Origin of the sequence: Streptomyces sp. CC208A (assembly GCF_030010625.1) — a bacterium.
GTDB lineage: Bacteria > Actinomycetota > Actinomycetes > Streptomycetales > Streptomycetaceae > Streptomyces.
Map to the genome: position 1 here is coordinate 1 of NZ_JASCXN010000021.1, position 20,755 is coordinate 20,755.

The window sequence follows — 20,755 nt, forward strand, 5'->3', positions numbered from 1 at the left end:
GGGCTCACGACGAGATCGTGCGGACGGACGAGGGCATCAGGCGCACCTCCGGCCGCTCCGGCGGCACCGAGGGCGGTCTCACCACCGGCGAGCTGCTGCGCGTGCGTGCCGCGATGAAGCCGATCGCGACCGTCCCGCGCGCGCTCGCCACCGTCGACGTCGCCACCGGCGAGGCCGCCGCGGCCCACCACCAGCGCTCCGACGTCTGTGCCGTCCCCGCGGCCGGCATCGTCGCCGAGGCCATGGTCGCCCTCGTCCTCGCCGACGCCGTCGTCGAGAAGTTCGGCGGCGACTCGGTCCCCGAGACCCGCCGCAACGTCCAGTCGTACCTCGACCACCTGCACATCCGCTGACCGGCGGCCCCCTGGACGTCCTCGTCGGCCCGTACCCGAGTGGGTACGGGCCGACGTGTCGTTACTTCGAGGCGGCCGGGGGCGTCTCGCCGCCCTGGGCGGAGACCGCCGGGGCGGGGGTCTCCTCGAAGGAGATGCTGTTCATGTGGCGGTTCATCGACTTCATCAGCGCCCAGACGGCGAGGGCCAGGACCGCGAAGACGACGAAGCCGAGGACGCCGGGGGTCACCTTGTTCTTGTCCAGCTCTTCGGCGGCGAAGGGGACCAGCTGCGTCAGTGCGAGGTGTGCGCTCATGTCAGGCATTGTCGCGGATGCCCGCGAAGAGATCTTCCTCGGGGAGGGATGTCGGCACCAGGGACTTGCTGAGCTCGTACTCCTCCGTCGGCCAGACCTCCTTCTGGATCTCCATGGGGACCCGGAACCAGCCGCCGTCGGGGTCGATCTGGGTGGCGTGGGCGATCAGCGCGCGGTCGCGGGTCTCGAAGAACTCGGCGCAGGGGACGAAGGTCGTCAGCGTCCGCTCCTTGCGCTGGAACTCCTTCCAGCGCTGCAGCCACTCGCCGTACGGGGACTCCATGCCCCGGTCGAGGAGGGCCTGGTGGAGGGCCTCGGTGCGGGGACGGTTGAAGCCCTGGTTGTAGTAGAGCTTCTGGGGCTGGTACGCCGGGCCGAACTCGGCCTCCGGGTACTTCTCGGTGTCCGCCGCGCCGTCGAAGGCCACCATCGAGATCTTGTGGGTCATGATGTGGTCGGGGTGCGGGTACCCGCCGTTCTCATCGTAGGTCGTGACGACCTGGGGACGGAAGGAACGGATCTTGCGGACCAGCTCGCCGGCCGCGTGGTCCACGTCCTCCAGGGCGAAGCAGCCCTCGGGGAGCGGGGGCAGCGGGTCGCCCTCGGGCAGGCCCGAGTCGACGAAGCCGAGCCACTCCTGCTGGACGCCCAGGATCGCCCGGGCCTCGTCCATCTCCTTGCGGCGGATCTCGTGGATGTTCTCCTCGATGGAGGGGTCACCCTGGAGCTTGGGGTTCAGGACCGAGCCGCGCTCGCCGCCCGTGCACGTCACCACCAGGACGTCCACTCCCTCGGACACGTACTTGGCCATGGTCGCCGCGCCCTTGCTCGACTCGTCGTCGGGGTGGGCGTGAACGGCCATCAGTCGCAGCTGCTCAGTCAAGACTCGATCCTCAGTGATTCGACGCGGAGGGTGGTCTCTATAGTGACGGAATCGGGGGGAGGAAAATTCCGCCGCCCCCACCCCGAGAGGACCGAGAGATGAGCGCCGTGCGAGAGCAGCCGCCCGAGGGGCGCTACGGGCGTTCCGCGGACGAGGCGGCCGACCGGAAGCTGAAGGTCGCCGGCGCCGTTCTGGGGGTTCTCTTCCTGGCCGTGTTCGGCTGGTTCGGCTGGCACTACGTGATCGACAGCAAGATCAGCGCCGAGATGATCAAGTTCGACGTGGTGAGCGACTCCGAGGTGCGGGCGCATCTGGAGATCCGCAAGGACGCGGGGGTCGAGGGCGTGTGCACGCTGCGGTCCCGGTCCGAGGACGGGGTCGAGGTGGCCCGCAAGGACGTCGTCGTCGACGACGAGGCCGGCCGGGTCGACCGCGTCTTCTCGCTGCGTACGACCGCCCGCGCGACCACCGTCGAACTGCTCGGGTGTACGGCGCGGTAGCGGCGGGTAGAAGTCGGGGAGCGAGTTCCGGCGGGTCGCTGCGGTGACCTGGGGCGACACCATTTCGGTGGCTTATGTCCTCCCGCTTTCCGCCACTCATTGTTAGGCTCGTGGTTTCGCCCGCTCGGGAGGCGCCCGCTTCCCGCGTAGGGCGATGCTTTGTATTCCCAGTACCTACGAGGAGCACCTGTGACCCAGACCAGCGACAACGTCACCTGGCTCACCCAGGAGGCGTACAACAAGCTCAAGGACGAGCTTGAGTACCTGTCTGGTCCCGCGCGTACCGAGATCGCCGCGAAGATCGCCGCCGCGCGCGAGGAGGGCGACCTGCGCGAGAACGGCGGGTACCACGCGGCCAAGGAGGAGCAGGGCAAGCAGGAGCTCCGGGTCCGCCAGCTCACCCAGCTGCTGCAGAACGCGAAGGTCGGCGAGGCCCCGGCGGACGACGGCGTCGTGGAGCCCGGCATGGTCGTGACGATCGCCTTCGACGGCGACGAGTCCGACACGATGACCTTCCTGCTCGCCTCCCGCGAGTACGCCAGCGGTGACATCGAGACCTACTCGCCGCAGTCGCCGCTCGGCATCGGCGTGAACGGCAAGAAGGCCGGTGACGACGCCGAGTACGAGCTGCCGAACGGCAAGAAGGCCATGGTGAGGATCCTCAGCGCGAAGCCGTACACCGGCTGAGTTCTCTTCCCTCTGCTTCGTACGCCGAAGGACCGGTCCCCCCATGGGGCCGGCCCTTCGGCGTTCCGGGGTGCGGACGGAGAGGCCGACGAGGACGCCGATCCGGGAGAAGGCGTGGCCGAGGAGCAGGGGGCCCGCTCAGGCCAGGACCGTGTACCCCGCCTCCCGCAGCGCGCTCTCGACCTCCCGGCAGTGCTCCGGCCCCTTCGTCTCCAGGTGCAGCTCCACCTCCACCTCCGTGAGGCCGAGCCGCGGGTCGGTCCGTACGTGGCTGACGTCGAGCACGTTCGCGTCGACCACCGTCAGCACCGCGAGCAGCGTCGCCAGCGCCCCCGGGCGGTCCGCCACCCGCAGCCGCAGGCTCAGATAGCGGCCGGCCGCCGCCATGCCGTGCCGCAGGATCCGCTGGAGCAGCAGCGGGTCCACGTTGCCGCCGGAGAGGACCGCGACCACCGGGCCCCGGAACGAGGCCGGGTCGCTCAGCAGGGCCGCCACCGGGCTGGCCCCGGCCGGCTCCACCACCAGCTTGGCCCGCTCCAGGCAGAGCAGCAGCGCCGAGGAGAGCGCGTCCTCCGAGACCGTGCGGACCTCGTCCACGTACTCCTGGACCAGGCCGAACGGTACGTCCCCGGGCCGGCCGACCTTGATGCCGTCGGCCATCGTCGCCGGCGAGTCGACCACCACCGGGTGGCCGGCCGCGAGGGACGGCGGGTAGGCCGCCGCGCCCTCCGCCTGCACGCCCACGATCCGCACGTCGGGCCGGACCGACTTCACCGCGAGGCCGATCCCGGCCGCGAGACCGCCGCCGCCGATCCCGACCACGATCGTCCGGACCTCGGGGCACTGCTCCAGGATCTCCAGGCCGACCGTGCCCTGGCCCACGATGACGTCCGGGTGGTCGAAGGGGTGGATGAAGACGGCGCCCGTCTCCCGCGCGTACTCCTGCGCGGCGGCAAGCGTCTCGTCCACCACGTGCCCGTGCAGCCGTACCTCCGCCCCGTACTCGCGGGTCGCGGCGACCTTCGGCAGCGGCGCGCCGACCGGCATGAAGACGGTCGCGTGCACGCCGAGGAGCTGCGAGGCGAGCGCCACGCCCTGCGCGTGGTTCCCGGCCGAGGCGGCGACCACCCCGGCCGCCTTCTCCTCCGGCCGGAGCCCCGCGATCCGCACGTACGCGCCGCGCAGCTTGAACGAGCCGGTCCGCTGGAGGTTCTCGCACTTGAGCAGGACCGGCGCCCCCACCAACGAGGACAGATGCCGACTGCCCTCCATGGCGGTCATCCGGGCCACCCCCGCCAGCATCTTCCGCGCGCCGCGCACGTCGTCGAGCATCAGCCGGTGCGGAGGGTGTGACGTACCGAAGGTCATGACCCCCAGTCTCCCAGCTCACCGACCCCCCGGCCGCACGGGCCGCAAAGGGGGCGCGGCTGGTTCGTCGCGGGGCTGCGGCGGGGGCTCGCCGCACCGCCGAGGCGGGTTCGCCACACGACCCGAGGCGGGCTCGCCACACGGCCCGAGGCGGGCTCGCCGCACCGCCGTGGCGAGTTTGCCGCACGGCCCGTGGCGGGCTCGCCGCACCGCCGGGGCGGGCTCGCCACACGGCCCGAGGCGGACTCGCCACACGGCCCGAGGCGGGCTCGCCGCACCGCCGTGGCGGGTTTGCCGCAGCCCCGCGGCGGGTTTGCGCACGGCAGGTACGGAGGCCGTCCGGTCCGCGTACCCTGTCCCCCACACCGACCACCCCCGCACGAGAGAGCCCCCCAGCCATGCCCACATCTCAGGACATGACGACCGAGCTCGACCCCGGCCTCCTCGATGCCCTCCAGCACCAGGTGGCCGTCTTCGCCCGCAGGGCCGAGCAGACCCGTCTCGGCGGCACCGGCCAGCTCCGGAACTCCATGGACCGGGCCGCCTACCTCCTTCTCAACCGTCTCGACCAGGAAGGGCCGATGGGCGTCAAGGCGCTCGCGGCGGGCATGGGGATCGACTCCTCGACCGTCACCCGCCAGGTCGCCCCGCTCGTCGACTCCGGCCTCGTCAAGCGCACCTCGCACCCCGAGGACGGGCGCGCGGTGGTCCTCCAGCTCTCGCCGCGCGGCCTCGACCGCCTGGAGGAGGTCCGCTCCTCGCGCCGCACGCTGATGGCCGAGGTCACGGAGGGCTGGACCCCCGAGGAGCGCGAGTCCTTCTGCACCCTCCTCACCCGCTTCAACGCGGCGCTCTCCGCCCGGCAGTCGGCGCACCACACCGGGGCCGGGGCCGGGACCGGGGTCGTCAGGCAGGGAGAGTGACGCAAGGGGGTTGACCCCGACTCGGGCCCGGCTGATAGATGAGGTGTGCGGAAGCAGCGGAGCCGATCCGAACACGCCGACCGGGCCCGGGAGTTCGACGCCTTCGTGGCGGGCGCGGCGGGCCGGCTGCTGCACGTCGCGACGCTGCTCACCGCCGAGACCCGGGCCCGCGATCCGTACGCCCGCGCCCTGCTGACCGCCGCCCTCGCCCACACGTACGCGGTCCGCGACCGGCGCCGCGACGAGGATCCGTACGCGCTCACCCGGGACGAGCTCGCGCTGCGCTTCGCCCGTACCGCCTGGCGGTTCCGCACCGGCCGTGGCGGGGTCCTCGGCGTCCTCACCCCGTGGGAACGGCTGGTGCTCGTGCTGCGCCTGTACGAGGGCGTGCCCGAGGAGCAGACCGCCGCGCTGCTCGGCCTCTCGGAGGCCCGGGTCCGGGCGGTGTGCGCCCGCGCGGTGGCGAGGATGCGTACGCGTACGAGGGGGCGGGAGGCGGCCGCGTGAGGCACGGCGACAAGGAGGCGGCCGTCCGGCGGCTGCTCGACACGCCCCACCCTCCGGTGCCGGCCGGCCTCGGCGCGCTGGCGGCGGCCCGCGGCGACCGGATGCGGCGGCGGGAGCGGGCGCTGCGGCGGGTCGGCGGGGTGCTGGCCGGGCTCGCCGCGCTCGGCTTCACCGTGTGGGCGGCGGAGGTACGGCCCTGGGAGACGCCGCCCGCCGCGACCACCCCACCGTTCGCCGGGCCGTGAGAACCGCCCTAGCGTGGAAGGGGGGCCGGTCGGAACAGCATCGCAGGAGGCTGACATGGCCAGGAAAGCCACCGACTGCCGGGACACGCCGAGCGTATCGGGGTGCTCGCTCTACATCTCGGGCGAGGAGGAGGAGGTCGTCCGCGCCGCCGCCGAGCACATGGTCTCCGTCCACGAGCACACGGACTCCCCGGAGATGCGCGAGCAGATACGGGAAGGCCTGAAGGACCCGCTGCCGGGAACCTGAACGGTCGTGCCGGTCCGGGTGCGGCAGTCGTACCGCACCCGGACCGGTAGGCGTCAGCCCAGGGCCTCGCGCAGGTCGGCGATCAGGTCGTCGACGTTCTCGATGCCCACGGAGAGGCGGACCAGGTCGGCCGGGACCTCCAGGGCGGAGCCTGCGACGCTCGCGTGCGTCATCCGGCCGGGGTGCTCGATCAGCGACTCGACGCCGCCCAGGGACTCGCCCAGGGTGAAGAGCTTCGCGCGGTCGCAGACGCCGACCGCCGCCGCCTCGCCGCCCTCGACGCGGAAGGAGATCATGCCGCCGAAGGAGCGCATCTGCTTGGCCGCGACCTCGTGGCCCGGGTGCTCGGCCAGGCCCGGGTAGAGGACCTGGGTGACCTTCGGGTGCCGGGTGAGGAAGTCGGCGACCTTCGTCGCGTTCTCGCTGTGCCGGTCCATGCGGACGGCGAGGGTCTTGATGCCGCGCAGCACGATCCACGAGTCGAACGGGCCGGCCACCGCGCCCATCGCGTTCTGGTGGTACGCCAGCTCCTCGCCGAGCTCCGCGTCGGCCGCGACCAGGGCGCCGCCGACGACGTCCGAGTGGCCGCCCATGTACTTGGTGAGGGAGTGCACGACCACGTCCGCGCCGAGCGCCAGCGGCTGCTGGAGGTAGGGCGAGGCGAAGGTGTTGTCGACGACCAGCTTCACGCCGGCCTGGCGGGCCACGCCCGCGACGGCCTCGATGTCGGTGATGCCGAGCAGCGGGTTCGACGGGGTCTCGACCCAGATCAGCTTCGTGCGGTCGTTGATCGCGCCGCGCACCGAATCGACGTCCGAGGTGTTCGCGACGGAGAAGTCGACTCCCCAGCGCTGCACGACCTTGGCGAAGAGCCGGAAGGTGCCGCCGTAGGCGTCGTTCGGGATGACCACGTGGTCGCCGGGCACGAGGAGCGTGCGCAGCAGGCAGTCCTCGGCGGCCAGGCCGGAGGCGAAGGCGAGGCCGCGCCGGCCGCCCTCCAGGGCCGCCAGGTTCTCCTCCAGGGCGGTACGGGTGGGGTTGGCGCTGCGGCTGTACTCGTAGCCGCCGCGGAGCCCGCCCACGCCGTCCTGCTTGTAGGTGGACACCTGGTAGATGGGCGGGACGACCGCGCCGGTCAGCGGGTCGGCGGTGTTGCCCGCGTGGATGGCGCGGGTCTCGAAGTTCTGGTGGCTGTGCTGGTCGCTCATGGTCAGGAGCGTAGTGCCGGACCCGGGCCGCCGCCTCGCTTCGTCCACAGCCGCGTCTCACCGCTCGACTTGTCCACAGCTTCGGGGCGGCCGGGTTCGGGCGCGGTGGTGTCCTGGACAATGGACGCATGGAGATTCTCTGGTTCCTGATCGCCCTGGGCCTGCTCTTCGGCGTCCTCGGCCCCTACCTGCTGCGTCGCCGGGGCGGCGGCGGCATCCAGCAGGTCACGCCCGGCACGCCCGACGCCGCCGACCCGGAGGCGTACGGATTCGTCCGGCAGGAGGAGCTGGACGTGCGGCTCCCGGGCCCGGACCACGATCTCCTCGACGTCCTCGACGTCGTGCAGGCCACCCAGGACTGGCGGGCCGCCTCGCAGCTGCTCGCCGGCACGGACAAGGAGGGCGAGGTGCGCTGGCAACGGATCCAGGCCTTCGCCGGCGCGGCCTCCCTGGAGCTCGCGGAGAAGCCGGGCGTCGGCGGTGCCTGGCTGCGCGCCTGGCGCTCGGACGCGCCGAAGGACGCGGGCGGGGCGGCGGTGCACGCGGAGTTCCTGGTGCAGCAGGCGTGGCGCTCCTCCGCGGCGGGCAGCGACGACTTCCGGATCATCCTGGAGGAGGCGCGGAAGGTCGCCGAGGAGGCGGCGCTGCTCGCGCCCGGCGACCCGGTCCCGTACATCACGCAGCTCGCGGTGGCGCGCGGCCTCGGCTACGGCCCCGAGCAGTTCGACCAGGTGTGGGCGAAGGTCATCGACCGCGCGCCGCAGCACATGGGGGCGCATCTGGCGGCGCTGCACTACTGGTGCGAGAAGTGGCACGGCTCGCGCGAGGAGGCCGACCACTTCGCGACGACGGCCGCGGCGCGGGCGCCGCGCGGCTCGCTCCTCGCCGCGCTGCCGCTCTTCGCGGTCTTCGAGCACGTGCCGGACGTGGTGCTCGTGCAGGACTTCTACCGCACGGCGGTGGTGAGCAAGGCGATGGAGGGCGCGCTGTACGCGGTGCACTCGGCCCGCCCCGACGATCCGATGCTGGCCCACGTGCGGCACCTCCTCGTGTGGTTCCTGGTGCGCGGCGAGCGCTGGGCGGAGGCGATGCACCAGCTGGTGCACGTGGACGGGCACGTGGGCGCGGTGCCGTGGACGCTGAGCGCGGACCCGGCGGCGGAGTACACGCTGCACCGGAACCTGGCGGTGGCGGGGTACGAGGCGAACGGCGGAAGCCCGGTGACGCTGCGGCGGTGACGGGAACAGGCGCCGGGGAACAGGCGCTCGCGCGTCGGCGTTGTGAGCACTGCCGACCCGTGTCGAGGAGAGATGCCGCATGTTCCTGTCCCGCACCCCCGTCCTGCCCGCCCCGGAGCAGGCCCTGCGCGGCCGCCCGGAGCCGGAGTTCTCCGTCCCCGAGCGCCACACGGTGCTCGGCAACCCGCTGCTCGGCCCGTACCCGGAGGGCCTGGAGGTCGCCGACTTCGGGCTCGGCTGCTTCTGGGGCGCCGAGCGGAAGTTCTGGCAGACGGACGGCGTCTGGACGACGCTCGTCGGCTACCAGGGCGGCTACACGCCGAACCCGACGTACGAGGAGGTCTGCTCGGGCCTCACCGGCCACACCGAGGTCGTCCGCGTCGTCTTCGACCCGGCGAAGGTCTCGTACGAGACCCTGCTGAAGGTCTTCTGGGAGGCGCACGACCCGACGCAGGGCTTCCGCCAGGGCAACGACGTGGGCACCCAGTACCGCTCCGCCGTCTACACCCACTCCCCCGCCCAGGCCGAGGCGGCGGAGGCCTCCCGCGCCTCGTACCAGAAGGTCCTGGCCTCCTCCGGCTACGGCGAGATCACCACCCAGGTCCTGCCCGCCGCCGACCGCCCGTTCTATCCGGCGGAGGCGTACCACCAGCAGTATCTGGACAAGAACCCGGCCGGCTACTGCGGCATCGGCGGCACGGGCGTCTCGTGCCCGATCGGGGTGGCGAAGGCGGAGTAGTCACGTCGCGGAAAGGGCCCCCTCCGTTCCGGGAGGGGGCCCTTCTGTGTGGCGTACGGGGACGGGTCAGACCGCCGAGCCGGACTTCCAGGTCGACCAGTCCATGTTCCAGCCGTTGAGGCCGTTGTCGGGGGCGATCGTCTTGTCCTTGGAGTTCTTGACGATCACGACGTCGCCGATCATCGACCGGTCGTAGAACCAGGCGGCGGCCTGGTTGGGGTCGCCGGCGCCCTTGACGTCGGCGAGGCCCACGCAGCCGTGGCTGGTGTTCACGTTGCCGAAGATGGAGCGGGCGCCCCAGTAGTTGCCGTGGATGAAGGTGCCCGAGGTGGACAGGCGCATCGCGTGCGGCACGTCCTTGATGTCGTACTCGCCCTTGCCGTCGGCGTCGGTGAAGCCGACGGTGGCGCCGTTCATCCGGGTCTCCTTGAACTTCTCGGAGATCACCATCTGGCCGTTGTACGTGGTGTTCTCCGGGGAGCCGGCGGAGATCGGGATCGTACGGATGACCTTGCCGTCGCGCTTGACCGTCATCGTCTTGGCCGCGACGTCGACGGTGGAGACCTGACTGCGGCCGATCTTGAAGGTGACGGTCTTCTGCTGGACGCCGAAGACGCCGTCGGCGCCCTCGACGCCGTCGAGTTCGAGCTTGAGGGTGACCGTCGAACCGGCCTGCCAGTAGTCCTTCGGGCGGAAGTCGAGGCGCGTCGAGTTGAACCAGTGGCCGACGACCTCCTGGCCGGAGCTGGAGGAGACGGTGATGCCGCTCTGGACGGCCTTCTTGTCGGTGATCGCCTTGTTGAAGTTGATCGAGACCGGCATGCCCACGCCGACGGTCGAGCCGTCCTCGGGGGTGAAGTTGCCGATGAAGCTGTTCTCCTTCGACACGGTGGTGAAGGAGGTGTTCTCGTGCGCCTTCAGGCCCTCGGCGTCGACGGCGGTGGCGGCGATCTTGTAGACGGTGGCGCGCTTGAGCTGCCCGCTCGGCTTCCAGGAGAGGCCGTCCGCGGCTATCTCGCCCTTGACCTCCTCGCCCTCCACGGAGGTCATGGTGACCTCCGTGAGCTTGCCGTCGGTGACGGCGACCTTGGCGGCGTTGTTGATGGAGGCGTTCTGCGCGCCGTTCTCCGGCGAGATGGTGATCTGCGCCTTGGAGGTCTTCTGCTCGGCCGCCTTGTCGACCTCGGCCTGTGACGGGGCGGTCGGGGAGCCGGTGGAGGACCCGCCGCCGGCGGTGTCGTCGTTGCACGCCGAGAGCACGAGTACGCCGCTGAGCACCGCCGCCGCCGCGGCCAGGCTCCTGCGGCGCTTGCCGACCGTCATCACACGCTTCTCCATCGTCGCCGATTCCCTGTCAATCCATGAGTACGCCCATGAGACCCCGTCCGGTTCCGGAAGCGGGGGGTTTGTGGGGAAGACCACTGAACATCCCGGAACAGTGATCGGCACCACCGGGCCCCACTGTTCGACACGCTCGTACAGGGCGTCCGGTTCCCGGCGCGCCACGGCCCCGGGACGCCGTCCCGGGGCCGTGGGCAGGGCGGTCGTCGCGCCCTACGGCCGGCCGTCCGGCTGGTCGTCGTCTTCCTCGGCCCCATCTTCCCCGTCGAGCTCCCACTCCATCGCATCGGGGTCGTACTCGATCTCCTCGCTGCTCCAGGCGGCCTGGACCAGCTCGACGCCGGGGAGCTCGCGGACCAGGTCGAAGGGCTCCACGAGGTAGGCCAGGGCCTCGGAGGGGTCGTCCTGGACGGCCGCGCGGGCGTGCGCGCGCTCCTCGGCCGGCATGAACTCGTCGGAGTCGATGCGCTCCTCGGCGGCGGCGGTCAGTTCGGCCGGGCCGTCGATCTCCAGGACGATGTCGACGCGGAGGCGGACGTGGCGGGTGGTGGTTCCGGGGCCGGTGGTCCCGGGGCTGGTGGTCTCGGGACTGGTGGTCTCGGGACTGGTGGTCTCGGGACTGGTGGTCTCGGGACTGGTGGTCTCGGGGGTTTCGGAGGTGCTCATGGCTGGGAGCGTAGGGTCTGCCCGGCCTCGGCTTTCCCACGACCCGCTGTGTTCATTAGCATCTGGCCACCGCGGGCTCCCGCGGGGCTTTCCGTGAGGAGACCGAGATCCACGTGTCCGCCGCCCGACGCCCGCTGCTGACCGCCGTCACGGCGGGGACCCTGCTGTGCGCCCTGTGGTTCGTCCCCTCGGCGAACGCCTCCGCCGGAACGGCCGGGGCGGGTGTGGTCTCGGGGGCGGGGAGCGGTACCTCGCAGCCCGCCGCGCCCGCCGGCGGCGAGGACCGGCTGGCCGACACGGGGGCGGGCCCGGACACGACCCCGTACCTGCTGGGCGGGACGGCGTTCCTCGGAGTGGGCGCGGGGTTCGTGGCGCTGGGGATGCGGCGGCACGGCCGCGCGTCCTGACCCCCTGCGCACGAGGGGGTCAGGACTCTTCGTGACTCTTCGTACGAGGTACGAGGAGGGTCAGGCCAGCGGTCCGGTGACCGGCTCCACGGCGGCGACGAGGCGCCCCTCCCGTACGAAGGCGTCGGCGGCGGCCAGGTCGGGCGCGAGGAAGCGGTCCGGGCCGGGGCCCGCGACACCGGCGGCGCGCAGGGCGTCGATGGCGGCCTGCGAGGCGGGGGCGGGGGTCAGGCCCTCGCGCAGCTCGATGCCGCGGGTGGCGGCGTACAGCTCGACGGCGAGGACGCGGGCGAGGTTGCCGACGGCGGTGCGCAGCTTGCGGGCGGCGGACCAGCCCATGGAGACGTGGTCCTCCTGCATGGCGGAGGAGGGGATGGAGTCGGCGGAGGCCGGGACGGCGAGCCGCTTCATCTCGCTGACCAGGGCGGCCTGGGTGTACTGGGCGATCATGAGGCCCGAGTCGACGCCGGCGTCGTCGGCGAGGAAGGGCGGCAGGCCGTGCGAGCGGTTCTTGTCGAGGAGCCGGTCGGTGCGGCGCTCGGCGATGGAGCCGAGGTCGGCGGCGGCGATGGCGAGGAAGTCGAGGACGTACGCGACGGGGGCGCCGTGGAAGTTGCCGTTGGAGCGGACCTCTCCGCTGGACAGGACGACCGGGTTGTCGACGGCGGCGGCGAGCTCGCGCTCGGCGACGAGCAGGGCGTGGGCCATGGTGTCGCGGCCGGCGCCGGCGACCTGCGGGGCGCAGCGGATCGAGTAGGCGTCCTGGACGCGGGGGGCTTCGCCGGCCTGGAAGTGGCCGGTGAGTCCTGAGCCCTTGAGGACGGCCAGCATGTTGGCGGCGGAGGCGGCCTGCCCGGGGTGGGGGCGGATGGCGTGCAGCTCGGGTTCGAGGACCTTCTCGGTGCCGAGGAGGGCTTCGAGGGAGAGCGCGGCGGTGATGTCGGCCGACTTGTAGAGGGTGTCGAGGTCGGCGAGGGCCATGATGAGCATGCCGAGCATGCCGTCGGTGCCGTTGAGGAGGGCGAGCCCCTCCTTCTCGCGGAGCTCGACGGGCGCGATGCCGGCGGCGGCGAGCAGCTCGCCGGCGGGCTTCACGACCCCGTCGGGCCCCTCGGCGTCCCCCTCCCCCATGAGCGCGAGCGCGCAGTGGGAGAGCGGCGCGAGGTCGCCGGAGCAGCCGAGGGAACCGTACTCGTGGACGACCGGGGTGATCCCGGCGTTGAGGACGTCGGCCATGGTCCGCGCGACCTCGGGCCGGACCCCGGTGTGCCCGGAGGCGACGGTCTTGAGCCGCAGGAACATCAGCGCCCGGACGACCTCGCGCTCGACGCGCGGCCCCATGCCGGCGGCGTGCGAGCGGACGATGTTCCGCTGGAGCTGCGCGCGCAGCTCGTGGTCGATGTGCCGGGTGGCGAGCGCGCCGAACCCGGTGGAGACGCCGTAGACGGGCTCGGGCTTGGCGGCGAGCGCGTCGACGACGGCCCGGGAGGCGGCGAGCGCCGCGACGGCCTCCTCCGACAGCTCGACACGGGCGCCGTGACGGGCGACGGCGATGACGTCCTGCGGGGTCGTGCCGGACGTGCCGAGAACGACTGGCTGCATATCCATATTCAGCACCCTACGGATTGAAGACCGACCTGTCACTAGGTGACTTCGTCACCAGTCTGGGTGTGGTGGAACCCTTACCGGGGCTGGTTGGCGCCAGAGGGCGGACGGAGGGGTTCCAGTCTGACCTGTGGGGCCCGGGGGGCGGAGGAGGCGGTACTGCGCGTCCCTGAGGGCGAGCAGACGAGTCGCTCACTCCTTCCAGCCCGTCGCGGAGCGGATCACCTCCCGCTCCGCGGAGGTCGGAGTGCGGAACTCAAGACGTTCGCCGTACCAGTCGAGGGCGCCGTCGCACGGTTCGTCCGCGATCTCCTCCGGGCCGTCGGTCTCGAACATGCCGTTCGCGTCCGCGGGCCGGCCGGGGGCCGCCGTCCGGTACAGGATGACCTGGATGTAATCGAAGGTCTTTCTGCCTCGGCCGTACGCCGTCTGGTCGGCGTTCACGCACAGGAAGAAGGCGCACCCCTCCGGCCTCCATCTTTCACATTGCGGGCCGGCGACTGCCGCGTCCAGGATCAGTTCCCGGACGCGGCAGTCGGCCGCGCTATGCGGAGGGCCGCTCGTCGCGGAGAGGATGCTTGCGCATCCTGCGGCGATAGCGGATCAGCCACAGTGAATCAAACAGACCCCGCGTGTAGGGGTCTCCCTTCTCCATCAAGGGCGGCGACCCGAGTTCCATGCGCCGCTCGTAGTCCTCCATCACCTCGTGGCGCCCGCTCTCCACGAGGAAGGCGAAACTCAATACGAGTGCGAAGAGAGCGGGACCCCATGCCTGCGGGCTGAAAAGCAGACCCGCCGCGACCGTGACCGCCACCAGCGGGACGAGAGTCAGGCGGAGCCGCCGGGCCGGCAGTCGTCTGCGCAGCAGTTGGGGTAGGGCTACGGCGCCCGCGACTGCAACTATCGTCCACGCGCTCACCACAGACCTCCGTATCGGTTCCGATGGCCACCATTGATGCGCGCTGCGCCGATGTTGCCGGCGAGGGCGTAATGGTAGGAGACGTTGTGCCGGAAGAAGCTTTTGCCACGGCGGCCGAAGCTTCGGAAAGTGCGCGTCTTAGTGATCGACCGCAAATGCCGACCTCCGACGTAGGAGACTCCCGCAGCGAACGCGGATGCGGCAGCATTACGCCATTGCCCGTTGGCCGCATAGGCCACACCCTGGAAGGCATTGGCAACGGCACCGATATGCCCCGGGCACCACATCGCACAGCGGTTCACCCACTTATTCGTGGCGATCTTCAACATTCCTTGCCGGAAGCCCCGCGTCTTCGCCTTGACACTATTCCACTTCTTCTTGAACCAGCCCCATCTGCCGTCGAGGTCGTAGCGGTTGAGCGGGTCGGCGTGGACGTAGTCGTAGGCGTTGGCGTTTCCGCCGTAGACAGGGTCCATTGAGAGGAAGCGTCCGGTGACGGGGTTGTAGAGGCGGACGCCCATGAGGGTGAGGCCGGTGAGGGTCTCGGTGGAGCGCTGTTTGCCGCCGAGCCAGTTGTAGCGGGTGGCGGGCTGGCCGGTGCGGGGGTTGCCGTACTCGTCGCTGTCCAGGACCAGGGGGGCTTCGGCCTCGTCCAGCGGGAGCTGGAGGGCGATGTCGCCGTGGATGTTGGTCAGCTGCAGGACGGTGCCGGTGGTGTTGCCGGTGGTGGCGGCGAGGTCGCCGGAGGCCGAGTCGACGTTGCGGGTGATGATGCCCTTGGCCGGGTCTTCGGTGATCCAGCGGGGGTTGTCACCGTCGCCGTCGTAGTGGTTGGTCTTGGCCGCGGTCTGCGTCCAGGTGCCGTCGGTGTTCTCTTCGACGGTCCAGGAGCGGAAGCGGTGGGCGGCGTCGAGCTGCCAGGTCTGGCGCTGGCCGTTCGCGGTCTGCTGGTGGGCCAGGTCGTTGGCGTAGTAGCCGATCTGGCTGCCGGGCAGGGCGGTGGTGCGGCCGAAGGCGTCGTAGACGTAGCCGGTGTCGGTGAGGCGGTCGGCGCTGTCGTAGGTGTGGGTGGTGGTGGTTCCGCCGGTGGTCGGGCAGGCCGCGCCGGCCGCGCCTTCGGCCGTGGTCAGGCCGGTGCGGTTGGTGCGCTTGTCGAAGGCGTAGCTGCGGGTGGTGCAGACCTCGCCGACGGTGTCGTTCACCTGGGTGAGGCGGCCGGTCTTGTCGTAGGTGTAGTCCTGGGCGGACCAGCCGTTGTGGCGGGTGACCTGGCCGTGGACGGATTCGGCGACGGTGTCGGAGTAGACGACCTGGCCGTCGCTGTCACGGGTGTAGACCCGGGAGAGCGGAGCGCCGGTGGTGTCCTCCTCGACGGTGAGGGTGTAGCCGCCGGGGAGCTCCTCCGTCGTGACGGAGCCGTCCGCGTCGTAGCGGGCCTCGAAGGCGCCCGCGATGGAGTCGGTCGTCCTGGTGGCCAGGCCGCGCGGCTCGATGGCCGTGTCGTAGGTGTAGGTCACCGTGGACGGGGCCGAGTCGGTGGTCTTGACCGGGCGGTCGAGCAGGTCGTACTCGGTGCGGGTCACTCCGCCGTCGGCGTCCGTGTAGGAGACCTGGCGGCCGAGCTTGTCGAACTCCTTGACGATGGTGCCGCCGGTCGGGGACGTCGTCTTGACGGCCTGGCCGGTGGCCGGGTCGTACTCGGTCGTCGTCTCCGGGACCGCCTGGCCCAGCCCGCCGGTCATGACCACCTTGACGGCGCGGCCGGCGTTGTCGTAGGTGGTCGTCGTGGTGCGGGTGACGCCGTTGGCGGTCTCCGTGGCCTTGGCCGGGTTGCCCCACCAGTCGTACTCGGTGGTGGTGGTCGGCAGCTGCGCCGGGTTGCTGCCGCCGCCGGTGATCGCACCGGCCGGGCCGGTGGAGCAGACCTGGTCGGCCCATTCGGGGCGGCCCTGGCAGGCGCCGGTGCCGGTCGCGGTCCAGTAGGTGGTCACGCGGGTGCCGGCGTCGGTGCCGGTCGCGCCGGGCAGCAGCTGCTTGGTGATCCGGCCCTGGGAGTCGTACTCGGTGGTCTCGGTGATCGCCAGACCACCGGGGTCCTTGACCGTCTTCACCGGCAGGCCCTTGACCCAGTCGTAGACCGTCTGGACGACGCGCGGATCGGCCATGACCGTGGTGCCCAGGGCCTGGGCGCCGGTGGTGACCTTGGTGACCTGGTGCTCGACCTTCGCCGTGCCGTCCGCCGGCCGGCCCGCGTCGTACTCGTTGACCGTCCAGGAGCGGGCCACGGCCGACTCGCCGTTCAGCGAGATCCGGCGCAGCGGTCCGAACTCCTCCAGCTCACGCAGGCCCTTGGCGTCATAGACGGAGGCGGTGGTGAGCAGGTCGGCGCGGTCCGCCGAGGACAGGTCGTTGATGCCGAGGTCGGTGAGGGTGGCCTGATCGGCCGCCGTGCCACCCAGCGCGAGGGCCCGGTTTCCGGCCGAGAGCTCGCGGACGGTGTTGCCGAACTGGTCGTACTCGGTGGTGGAGATGTTCCCGCCCGGCGCTGCGGTGTTGACCTGACGGCCGGAGGCGTTGGTGTAGGTGAGCGTGGCGCGCCGGTAGTCGGCGGCGGTCAGGCTCGTGCCCGCGTGGGAGGCCGGGACGGCGTCGGCCGGGAAGACCGCGGTCGCGTCCGACGGGGCGTCCGTCTGACCCCACGCCGCCACGTCCGCGGCACCCATCTTGTAGGGGGCGCCGGTGCCGGTCAGCGGGACGTCGTAGACCACGGAGGTGCTCGCCGTACCGGACACGGTGTCCTTGGTGCCCTGGGCCAGGCCGGAGCGGGACGCCTTGAGCAGCATGCCGTCACCGGCAGTGGCGGCGTTGCCGGCCTTGCCGTAGGTGAAGGTCCACGGCAGCTGACCGGGCGGGGTCAGGGTGGTGATGCGGCCGGCGGTGTCGTAGGCGTACTGCGTCTTCAGCGCCGGGGTGATCAGCGGGTTGTACGTCTCGCGCAGACGGCCCGAGGCGTCGTAGCGGAAGACCTGAAGGGTCTTGTAGGTGGCGAGCGTCGCACCGGGCTCGGTGGACCAGCCCCGGATCGAGCTGACCTGGCCGGCGAAGTCACCGAAGGCGGAGGCCGTGGCGGTGGTGGCGGTGGCGTAGACGAACTCCAGCGCGCGGCAGCCCTTCGTGGACGGCGTCGCCGTGCACGTGGCGGTCGAGGCGGCCGAGGTCGGGGCGATGACCCGCTTCGGACGCGCCAGCTTCTTGCCGTCCGTACCGGTGACGGTCTCCGAGATCACCGTGGTGGTGGACTGGGCCAGGCCGTCCAGCGTGCTGGAGGCGACCTGCCAGGTGGTGGCCGCCGCGTCCGGCTTGGTGAAGACGGTGAGGGTGCCCTCGGTGTCCTTCAGCGTGAACGAGCCCGACAGCGAACCGGTCAGGGTCATGTCCTCCGCGCCCGGCTCCGGCTTCCAGCCGCCGCCGGTGGTGGCGGTGAAGCCGAGTTCCTCGCCGTCGACGTCGACCAGCGCCACCGACGTGGCGGAGGTCTTCTTCACATACGCCCAGTCGGACTCGGTGATCTCCGCGACCGTGCCGGAGGTCCACTGCGGACCGAAGATCGCCGCCTGCCCCTCCTGCTTGACGCCCGCGTCCGCACGGCGCGAGGAAGCCGTACGCGACACCGACAGGCCGAACAGCGAGGCGTCGGTGGCCGACAGCGTGTAGTCACCGGTCAGCAGGTTCACCGAACCCGGACCCGCCTCCTCGGAAGGCGCGCTGCCCGCGTTGCGATCCACCGTGACATCGTTCGCAGGCGAGTACGCGGTCGCGGTGCCGTCGGTGAACGCGGCACGCACCTCGATCGGACCGTCCTCGGCAAGGCTGTCGGTGATGTTCCAGGTCAGACCGGCGGGCTTGCCGTTCGTCACCGGGACCGGCCATGCGGCCACCGTGTTCGTCCCCTGGCGCACGTCGGCGAGAGGAACGTTCTTCCACGCGTCGGTCTCGCCACGCCGGTACTGGTAGGTCACACCGGTGTAGGAGGTCTGGCCCTCGGCCGACAGCGCCACTCGGCGCGCCGGACGCTCGCCCTGGCCCGGGGTCAGCAGAGCCGCGCCGGAACCGGCGTAGAAGACATAAGCACTCTCGGCGGAGACGTTGCCCGCCGGGTCCACCGTGCGGACGGTCACCGTGTGCTTGCCCGCCCCGAAGCCGGTCAGGGTCCTGGTGACGGTCGCGCCGGTGGTGGCGGCGGACACCCAGGTCCCGGCGTCGAGCTTGTACTGCACCTCGGCGACGTCGCTGGTCGGGGGCTTGAAGGAGAACGAGCCGGAGAACTTGCCGTTCGCGTCCGGGGTGCCGGACCAGGTGCTGGCCGGGAAGTCACCGGAGGTGATGGTGCTGGTGGCCGGCTTGGTGGTGTCGACGGTGAAGGTCACCGTCGGCGTCCAGTTCGACCAGGCGTTGCCGTCGTAGGCGCGGCCCTTGAACCAGTACGTGCGGCCGTTGACCAGCTTGCCCGACGGCACCGTGTAGGAGACCGTCTTGTTCACGACCGGCGACAACGTGCCCGGGTCGTGGACCAGCAGGTTCGTCGACCCCTCCCACAGCTCCCACTTCGTGCGCAGGGTCGTGGTCTCGGCGTCGGTCGCGGTGTACTTCAGGGCGGGCGTGGTCGTGGTGACCCAGTTCTTGCCGCCGTTCGCCCGGCCCGGGGTGGCGGACATCGGGTTGCCGGCGACCGGGACGGTGTTGTACGTGACCGATACGTACGGGGTGTTCGTCGCGGCGTTGCCGGAGTTGAACCGCTTCCAGGAGTACGGATCCGACTCGTTGGTCGCCTTGATGCCCATCGCGTTGCTGCTGTTGCCGTTGGCGGCCCAGGCGACGGCGAGGTTCTTGATGTCCTGCGAGACCCAGCCGTCCGCACACGACGAGGAGAAGCCCTTCGTCGCGGTCGAGGTGGCCCACTTGTTGGTGAAGCCGGGCTTGTTGGTCCACCGGGTGGCGGTCGAGGCGTGCGGGGTGTCCCACACCTCCCAGCTCATCGGCGTGCACGACCAGGAGTGGTAGTTCCACAGGTTCAGCTTCGCGCCGAGGATCTGCTTGCCCCGGATCTGCGTCATGGGGAAGTGCAGGTACGAACGCGCGATCTGGCCGGAGCCGTTGTTGCCGAGCTTGAGGTCCGTCGACGTCGACATGTCGTTCGTGTAGCCCTGCTGCACGAACGTGTCGAAGCTCGCCCCGAGGTTGACCGACGGGTCCACCGTCACCGGGAACTTCGTCGCCGGGTCCGCCAGGAACGCCGCATCGGGGGTGAGGGTGAGGTCGATCGCGTCACCGTCCTGCGTCACCTTCAGCCCGACGTCCGCGCGCCGGGTGTGCTCGCCGGACTTCGCGTCGACCGTCGCGTCCCACATCTCCGGCGCCGGCAGCACACCGACCTGCCTGCCGGTCTCGGCGTCCAGGAACGTCACCGACCGGTCCGCGTTCGCCCGCGCCGTAATGCCCCGGGCGTTCAGCGTGAGCGTGACCGAACCGTTCGCGTCGACCGCGCTGCGGTCCTTCAGCTCCAGGAACTGCTCAAAACCCGTACGCGTCGACTCGATGATCAGATCCGTCGCCGTCAGCACATTCGCGTAACGCGCCGTCGTCCCCGACACGGCCGGCTCCGGCAGCACACCCCGCCACGACAGATCCAGCGACCGGCCCTCACCGGCGTCCAAGGACACCAGCGGGACCGGGGCGGTCCGCGGCTCACCGGCGTCACCCGACGCCATCACACGGGCGGCCAGCTTGGCGGGCGTCCTGCCGCCCAGCTTCAGACCCAGCGGATGGTCCTTCGCGACCACCGAACCGTCCACCGACTTCGCGAGGTCGACGTCGATGTTCCGCCACGCGCCCGTGGCCTTGTCCCGGAACCGCACCGGACCCGACGCCGCATCCGTCGTCGCCGTCCCGTCCGGATTCGCCCACGTCGTGGCCGACTCCGTCCGCTCCGACAGGGCTTCGACGCGCTTGCCCGACAGCCGGGCCGCGACCATCGCCGACGCCAGATCCGCCGCCTCGGTCGGATACGTGGCGGTATCGGCCGCCGGCGCCTATGGCTGTGACGGCAGAGCCACGGCCTGCCCCGTGGTCTCCAGCACGATGGCGGCCTCGACCGCCATCAGGGCCGCCGTCGCCAGCGCCACCCTCCGCAGAGTCCGCTTGGTGAACCATCTCCCGCCCGTCCAGCCAGGCGGCGATATGTGCTCGGTCACGTGTGAATGTCCTCCCCTTGAGATAGCCGTCTACACGGCTAGCCGGAGGAGCTTATTCCACATGTAAAGATCCCGTGAAGGCGGGTATCTCGACCTGCCCAGGCGAAGGTGAGCGGCAATTCACAGGGTGAAAGGAGTACGTCACCTCTACCCGGTAGCCTCGGTCGGCCAGGCGGAAGCGGCTCGGCCCGCGACCGGCCGGGGAGGGAGTCAGCCGCAAGCCGCGCCTCCACCTTCGGCGCGTCTCGCCCGCCCCACGGAGCCCCGCACGGGTGCGTCCACCCACCTTGTCGGCATATGCGGGGTTCTGGAGCCGAACAGGCTGGTGAGCGCCAGGAACGCAGAGGCCCCCAAGTCGGCAGGAATACCTCGG

The 20,755-nt window shown here is 71.2% G+C and carries 21 protein-coding genes; 10 read left to right on the top strand and 11 right to left on the bottom strand.

Going from position 1 to position 20,755, the window contains the following annotated elements; genetic code table 11:
* On the top strand, window positions 1-353 hold a 353-nt coding region (locus QK442_RS21985), incomplete at its 5' end, for a chorismate synthase (protein WP_282695732.1).
* A 61-nt stretch (window positions 354-414) separates the two neighbouring features.
* Here QK442_RS21985 and QK442_RS21990 read toward each other — a convergent pair.
* Together QK442_RS21990 and mca are read right to left on the bottom strand one after the other, a co-directional pair.
* Window positions 415-648, bottom strand: coding sequence for a hypothetical protein (locus QK442_RS21990; protein ID WP_282695733.1), 234 nt, complete (start codon window positions 646-648; stop codon window positions 415-417).
* A 1-nt stretch (window position 649) separates the two neighbouring features.
* A complete protein-coding gene (gene mca / locus QK442_RS21995) occupies window positions 650-1,531 on the bottom strand; it encodes a mycothiol conjugate amidase Mca (protein ID WP_282695734.1) in 882 nt (293 codons plus the stop codon).
* Window positions 1,532-1,629: 98 nt separating this feature from the next.
* On the opposite strand from mca, the gene QK442_RS22000 reads away from it, so the two are divergent.
* Together QK442_RS22000 and greA are read left to right on the top strand one after the other, a co-directional pair.
* Complete coding sequence (locus QK442_RS22000) at window positions 1,630-2,031, top strand: DUF4307 domain-containing protein (RefSeq protein ID WP_282695735.1); 402 nt, start codon at window positions 1,630-1,632, stop codon at window positions 2,029-2,031.
* 189 nt (window positions 2,032-2,220) lie between these two features.
* Window positions 2,221-2,718 carry a transcription elongation factor GreA gene (gene greA / locus QK442_RS22005; protein WP_282695736.1) on the top strand — a complete coding sequence of 166 codons (498 nt, stop codon included), beginning with the start codon at window positions 2,221-2,223 and terminating at the stop codon, window positions 2,716-2,718.
* Between the two features lie 138 nt (window positions 2,719-2,856).
* Here the strand turns inward: greA and ilvA are convergent, their stop codons facing one another.
* Complete coding sequence (gene ilvA, locus QK442_RS22010) at window positions 2,857-4,086, bottom strand: threonine ammonia-lyase (protein ID WP_282695737.1); 1,230 nt, start codon at window positions 4,084-4,086, stop codon at window positions 2,857-2,859.
* Between the two features lie 398 nt (window positions 4,087-4,484).
* Here ilvA and QK442_RS22015 point away from each other — a divergent pair, with 398 nt between their 5' ends.
* The 4 genes from QK442_RS22015 to QK442_RS22030 are packed head-to-tail and all read left to right on the top strand — an operon-like array spanning window position 4,485 to window position 6,008.
* Window positions 4,485-5,009, top strand: coding sequence for a MarR family transcriptional regulator (locus QK442_RS22015; RefSeq protein WP_282695738.1), 525 nt, complete (start codon window positions 4,485-4,487; stop codon window positions 5,007-5,009).
* Window positions 5,010-5,054: 45 nt separating this feature from the next.
* Window positions 5,055-5,516, top strand: coding sequence for a sigma factor-like helix-turn-helix DNA-binding protein (locus QK442_RS22020; RefSeq protein ID WP_282695739.1), 462 nt, complete (start codon window positions 5,055-5,057; stop codon window positions 5,514-5,516).
* The gene (locus QK442_RS22025) at window positions 5,513-5,761 is read left to right on the top strand and encodes a hypothetical protein (protein ID WP_282695740.1); all 249 of its coding nucleotides are present in this window, start codon (window positions 5,513-5,515) and stop codon (window positions 5,759-5,761) included. The genes QK442_RS22020 and QK442_RS22025 overlap by 4 nt, the downstream gene beginning before the upstream one ends.
* Before the next feature lie 55 nt (window positions 5,762-5,816).
* Window positions 5,817-6,008 carry a DUF1059 domain-containing protein gene (locus QK442_RS22030; RefSeq protein ID WP_282695741.1) on the top strand — a complete coding sequence of 64 codons (192 nt, stop codon included), beginning with the start codon at window positions 5,817-5,819 and terminating at the stop codon, window positions 6,006-6,008.
* Between the two features lie 53 nt (window positions 6,009-6,061).
* Here the strand turns inward: QK442_RS22030 and QK442_RS22035 are convergent, their stop codons facing one another.
* The gene (locus QK442_RS22035) at window positions 6,062-7,216 is read right to left on the bottom strand and encodes a cystathionine gamma-synthase (protein ID WP_282695742.1); all 1,155 of its coding nucleotides are present in this window, start codon (window positions 7,214-7,216) and stop codon (window positions 6,062-6,064) included.
* 128 nt (window positions 7,217-7,344) lie between these two features.
* Here QK442_RS22035 and QK442_RS22040 point away from each other — a divergent pair, with 128 nt between their 5' ends.
* On the top strand, window positions 7,345-8,454 hold the full coding sequence (locus tag QK442_RS22040; protein ID WP_282695743.1) for a hypothetical protein: 1,110 nt from the start codon (window positions 7,345-7,347) through the stop codon (window positions 8,452-8,454).
* Between the two features lie 79 nt (window positions 8,455-8,533).
* A complete protein-coding gene (gene msrA, locus QK442_RS22045) occupies window positions 8,534-9,193 on the top strand; it encodes a peptide-methionine (S)-S-oxide reductase MsrA (protein WP_282695744.1) in 660 nt (219 codons plus the stop codon).
* A gap of 66 nt (window positions 9,194-9,259) precedes the next feature.
* Here the strand turns inward: msrA and QK442_RS22050 are convergent, their stop codons facing one another.
* Window positions 9,260-10,531, bottom strand: a complete 1,272-nt coding sequence (locus QK442_RS22050; protein WP_282695745.1) for an Ig-like domain-containing protein — start codon at window positions 10,529-10,531, stop codon at window positions 9,260-9,262.
* A gap of 216 nt (window positions 10,532-10,747) precedes the next feature.
* The gene (locus QK442_RS22055; protein WP_349239671.1) at window positions 10,748-11,200 is read right to left on the bottom strand and encodes a hypothetical protein; all 453 of its coding nucleotides are present in this window, start codon (window positions 11,198-11,200) and stop codon (window positions 10,748-10,750) included.
* A gap of 113 nt (window positions 11,201-11,313) precedes the next feature.
* On the opposite strand from QK442_RS22055, the gene QK442_RS22060 reads away from it, so the two are divergent.
* Complete coding sequence (locus QK442_RS22060) at window positions 11,314-11,607, top strand: hypothetical protein (RefSeq protein WP_282695746.1); 294 nt, start codon at window positions 11,314-11,316, stop codon at window positions 11,605-11,607.
* 60 nt (window positions 11,608-11,667) lie between these two features.
* Here QK442_RS22060 and hutH read toward each other — a convergent pair whose 3' ends face one another.
* The 5 genes from hutH to QK442_RS22085 all read right to left on the bottom strand — a co-directional run bounded on the left by hutH (window position 11,668) and on the right by QK442_RS22085 (window position 20,382).
* The gene (hutH, locus tag QK442_RS22065) at window positions 11,668-13,209 is read right to left on the bottom strand and encodes a histidine ammonia-lyase (RefSeq protein WP_282695854.1); all 1,542 of its coding nucleotides are present in this window, start codon (window positions 13,207-13,209) and stop codon (window positions 11,668-11,670) included.
* Between the two features lie 195 nt (window positions 13,210-13,404).
* Window positions 13,405-13,656, bottom strand: a complete 252-nt coding sequence (locus QK442_RS22070) for a hypothetical protein (protein WP_282695747.1) — start codon at window positions 13,654-13,656, stop codon at window positions 13,405-13,407.
* A 100-nt stretch (window positions 13,657-13,756) separates the two neighbouring features.
* Entirely contained in the window at window positions 13,757-14,026 is a 270-nt protein-coding gene (locus QK442_RS22075) for a hypothetical protein (RefSeq protein WP_282695748.1), read from the bottom strand.
* A gap of 101 nt (window positions 14,027-14,127) precedes the next feature.
* Window positions 14,128-20,163 (bottom strand): DNRLRE domain-containing protein, encoded by a 6,036-nt coding sequence (locus QK442_RS22080; protein ID WP_282695749.1) that lies wholly within the window; start codon window positions 20,161-20,163, stop codon window positions 14,128-14,130.
* A gap of 57 nt (window positions 20,164-20,220) precedes the next feature.
* Entirely contained in the window at window positions 20,221-20,382 is a 162-nt protein-coding gene (locus tag QK442_RS22085; RefSeq protein WP_282695750.1) for a hypothetical protein, read from the bottom strand.
* Window positions 20,383-20,755 lie beyond the last annotated feature (373 nt).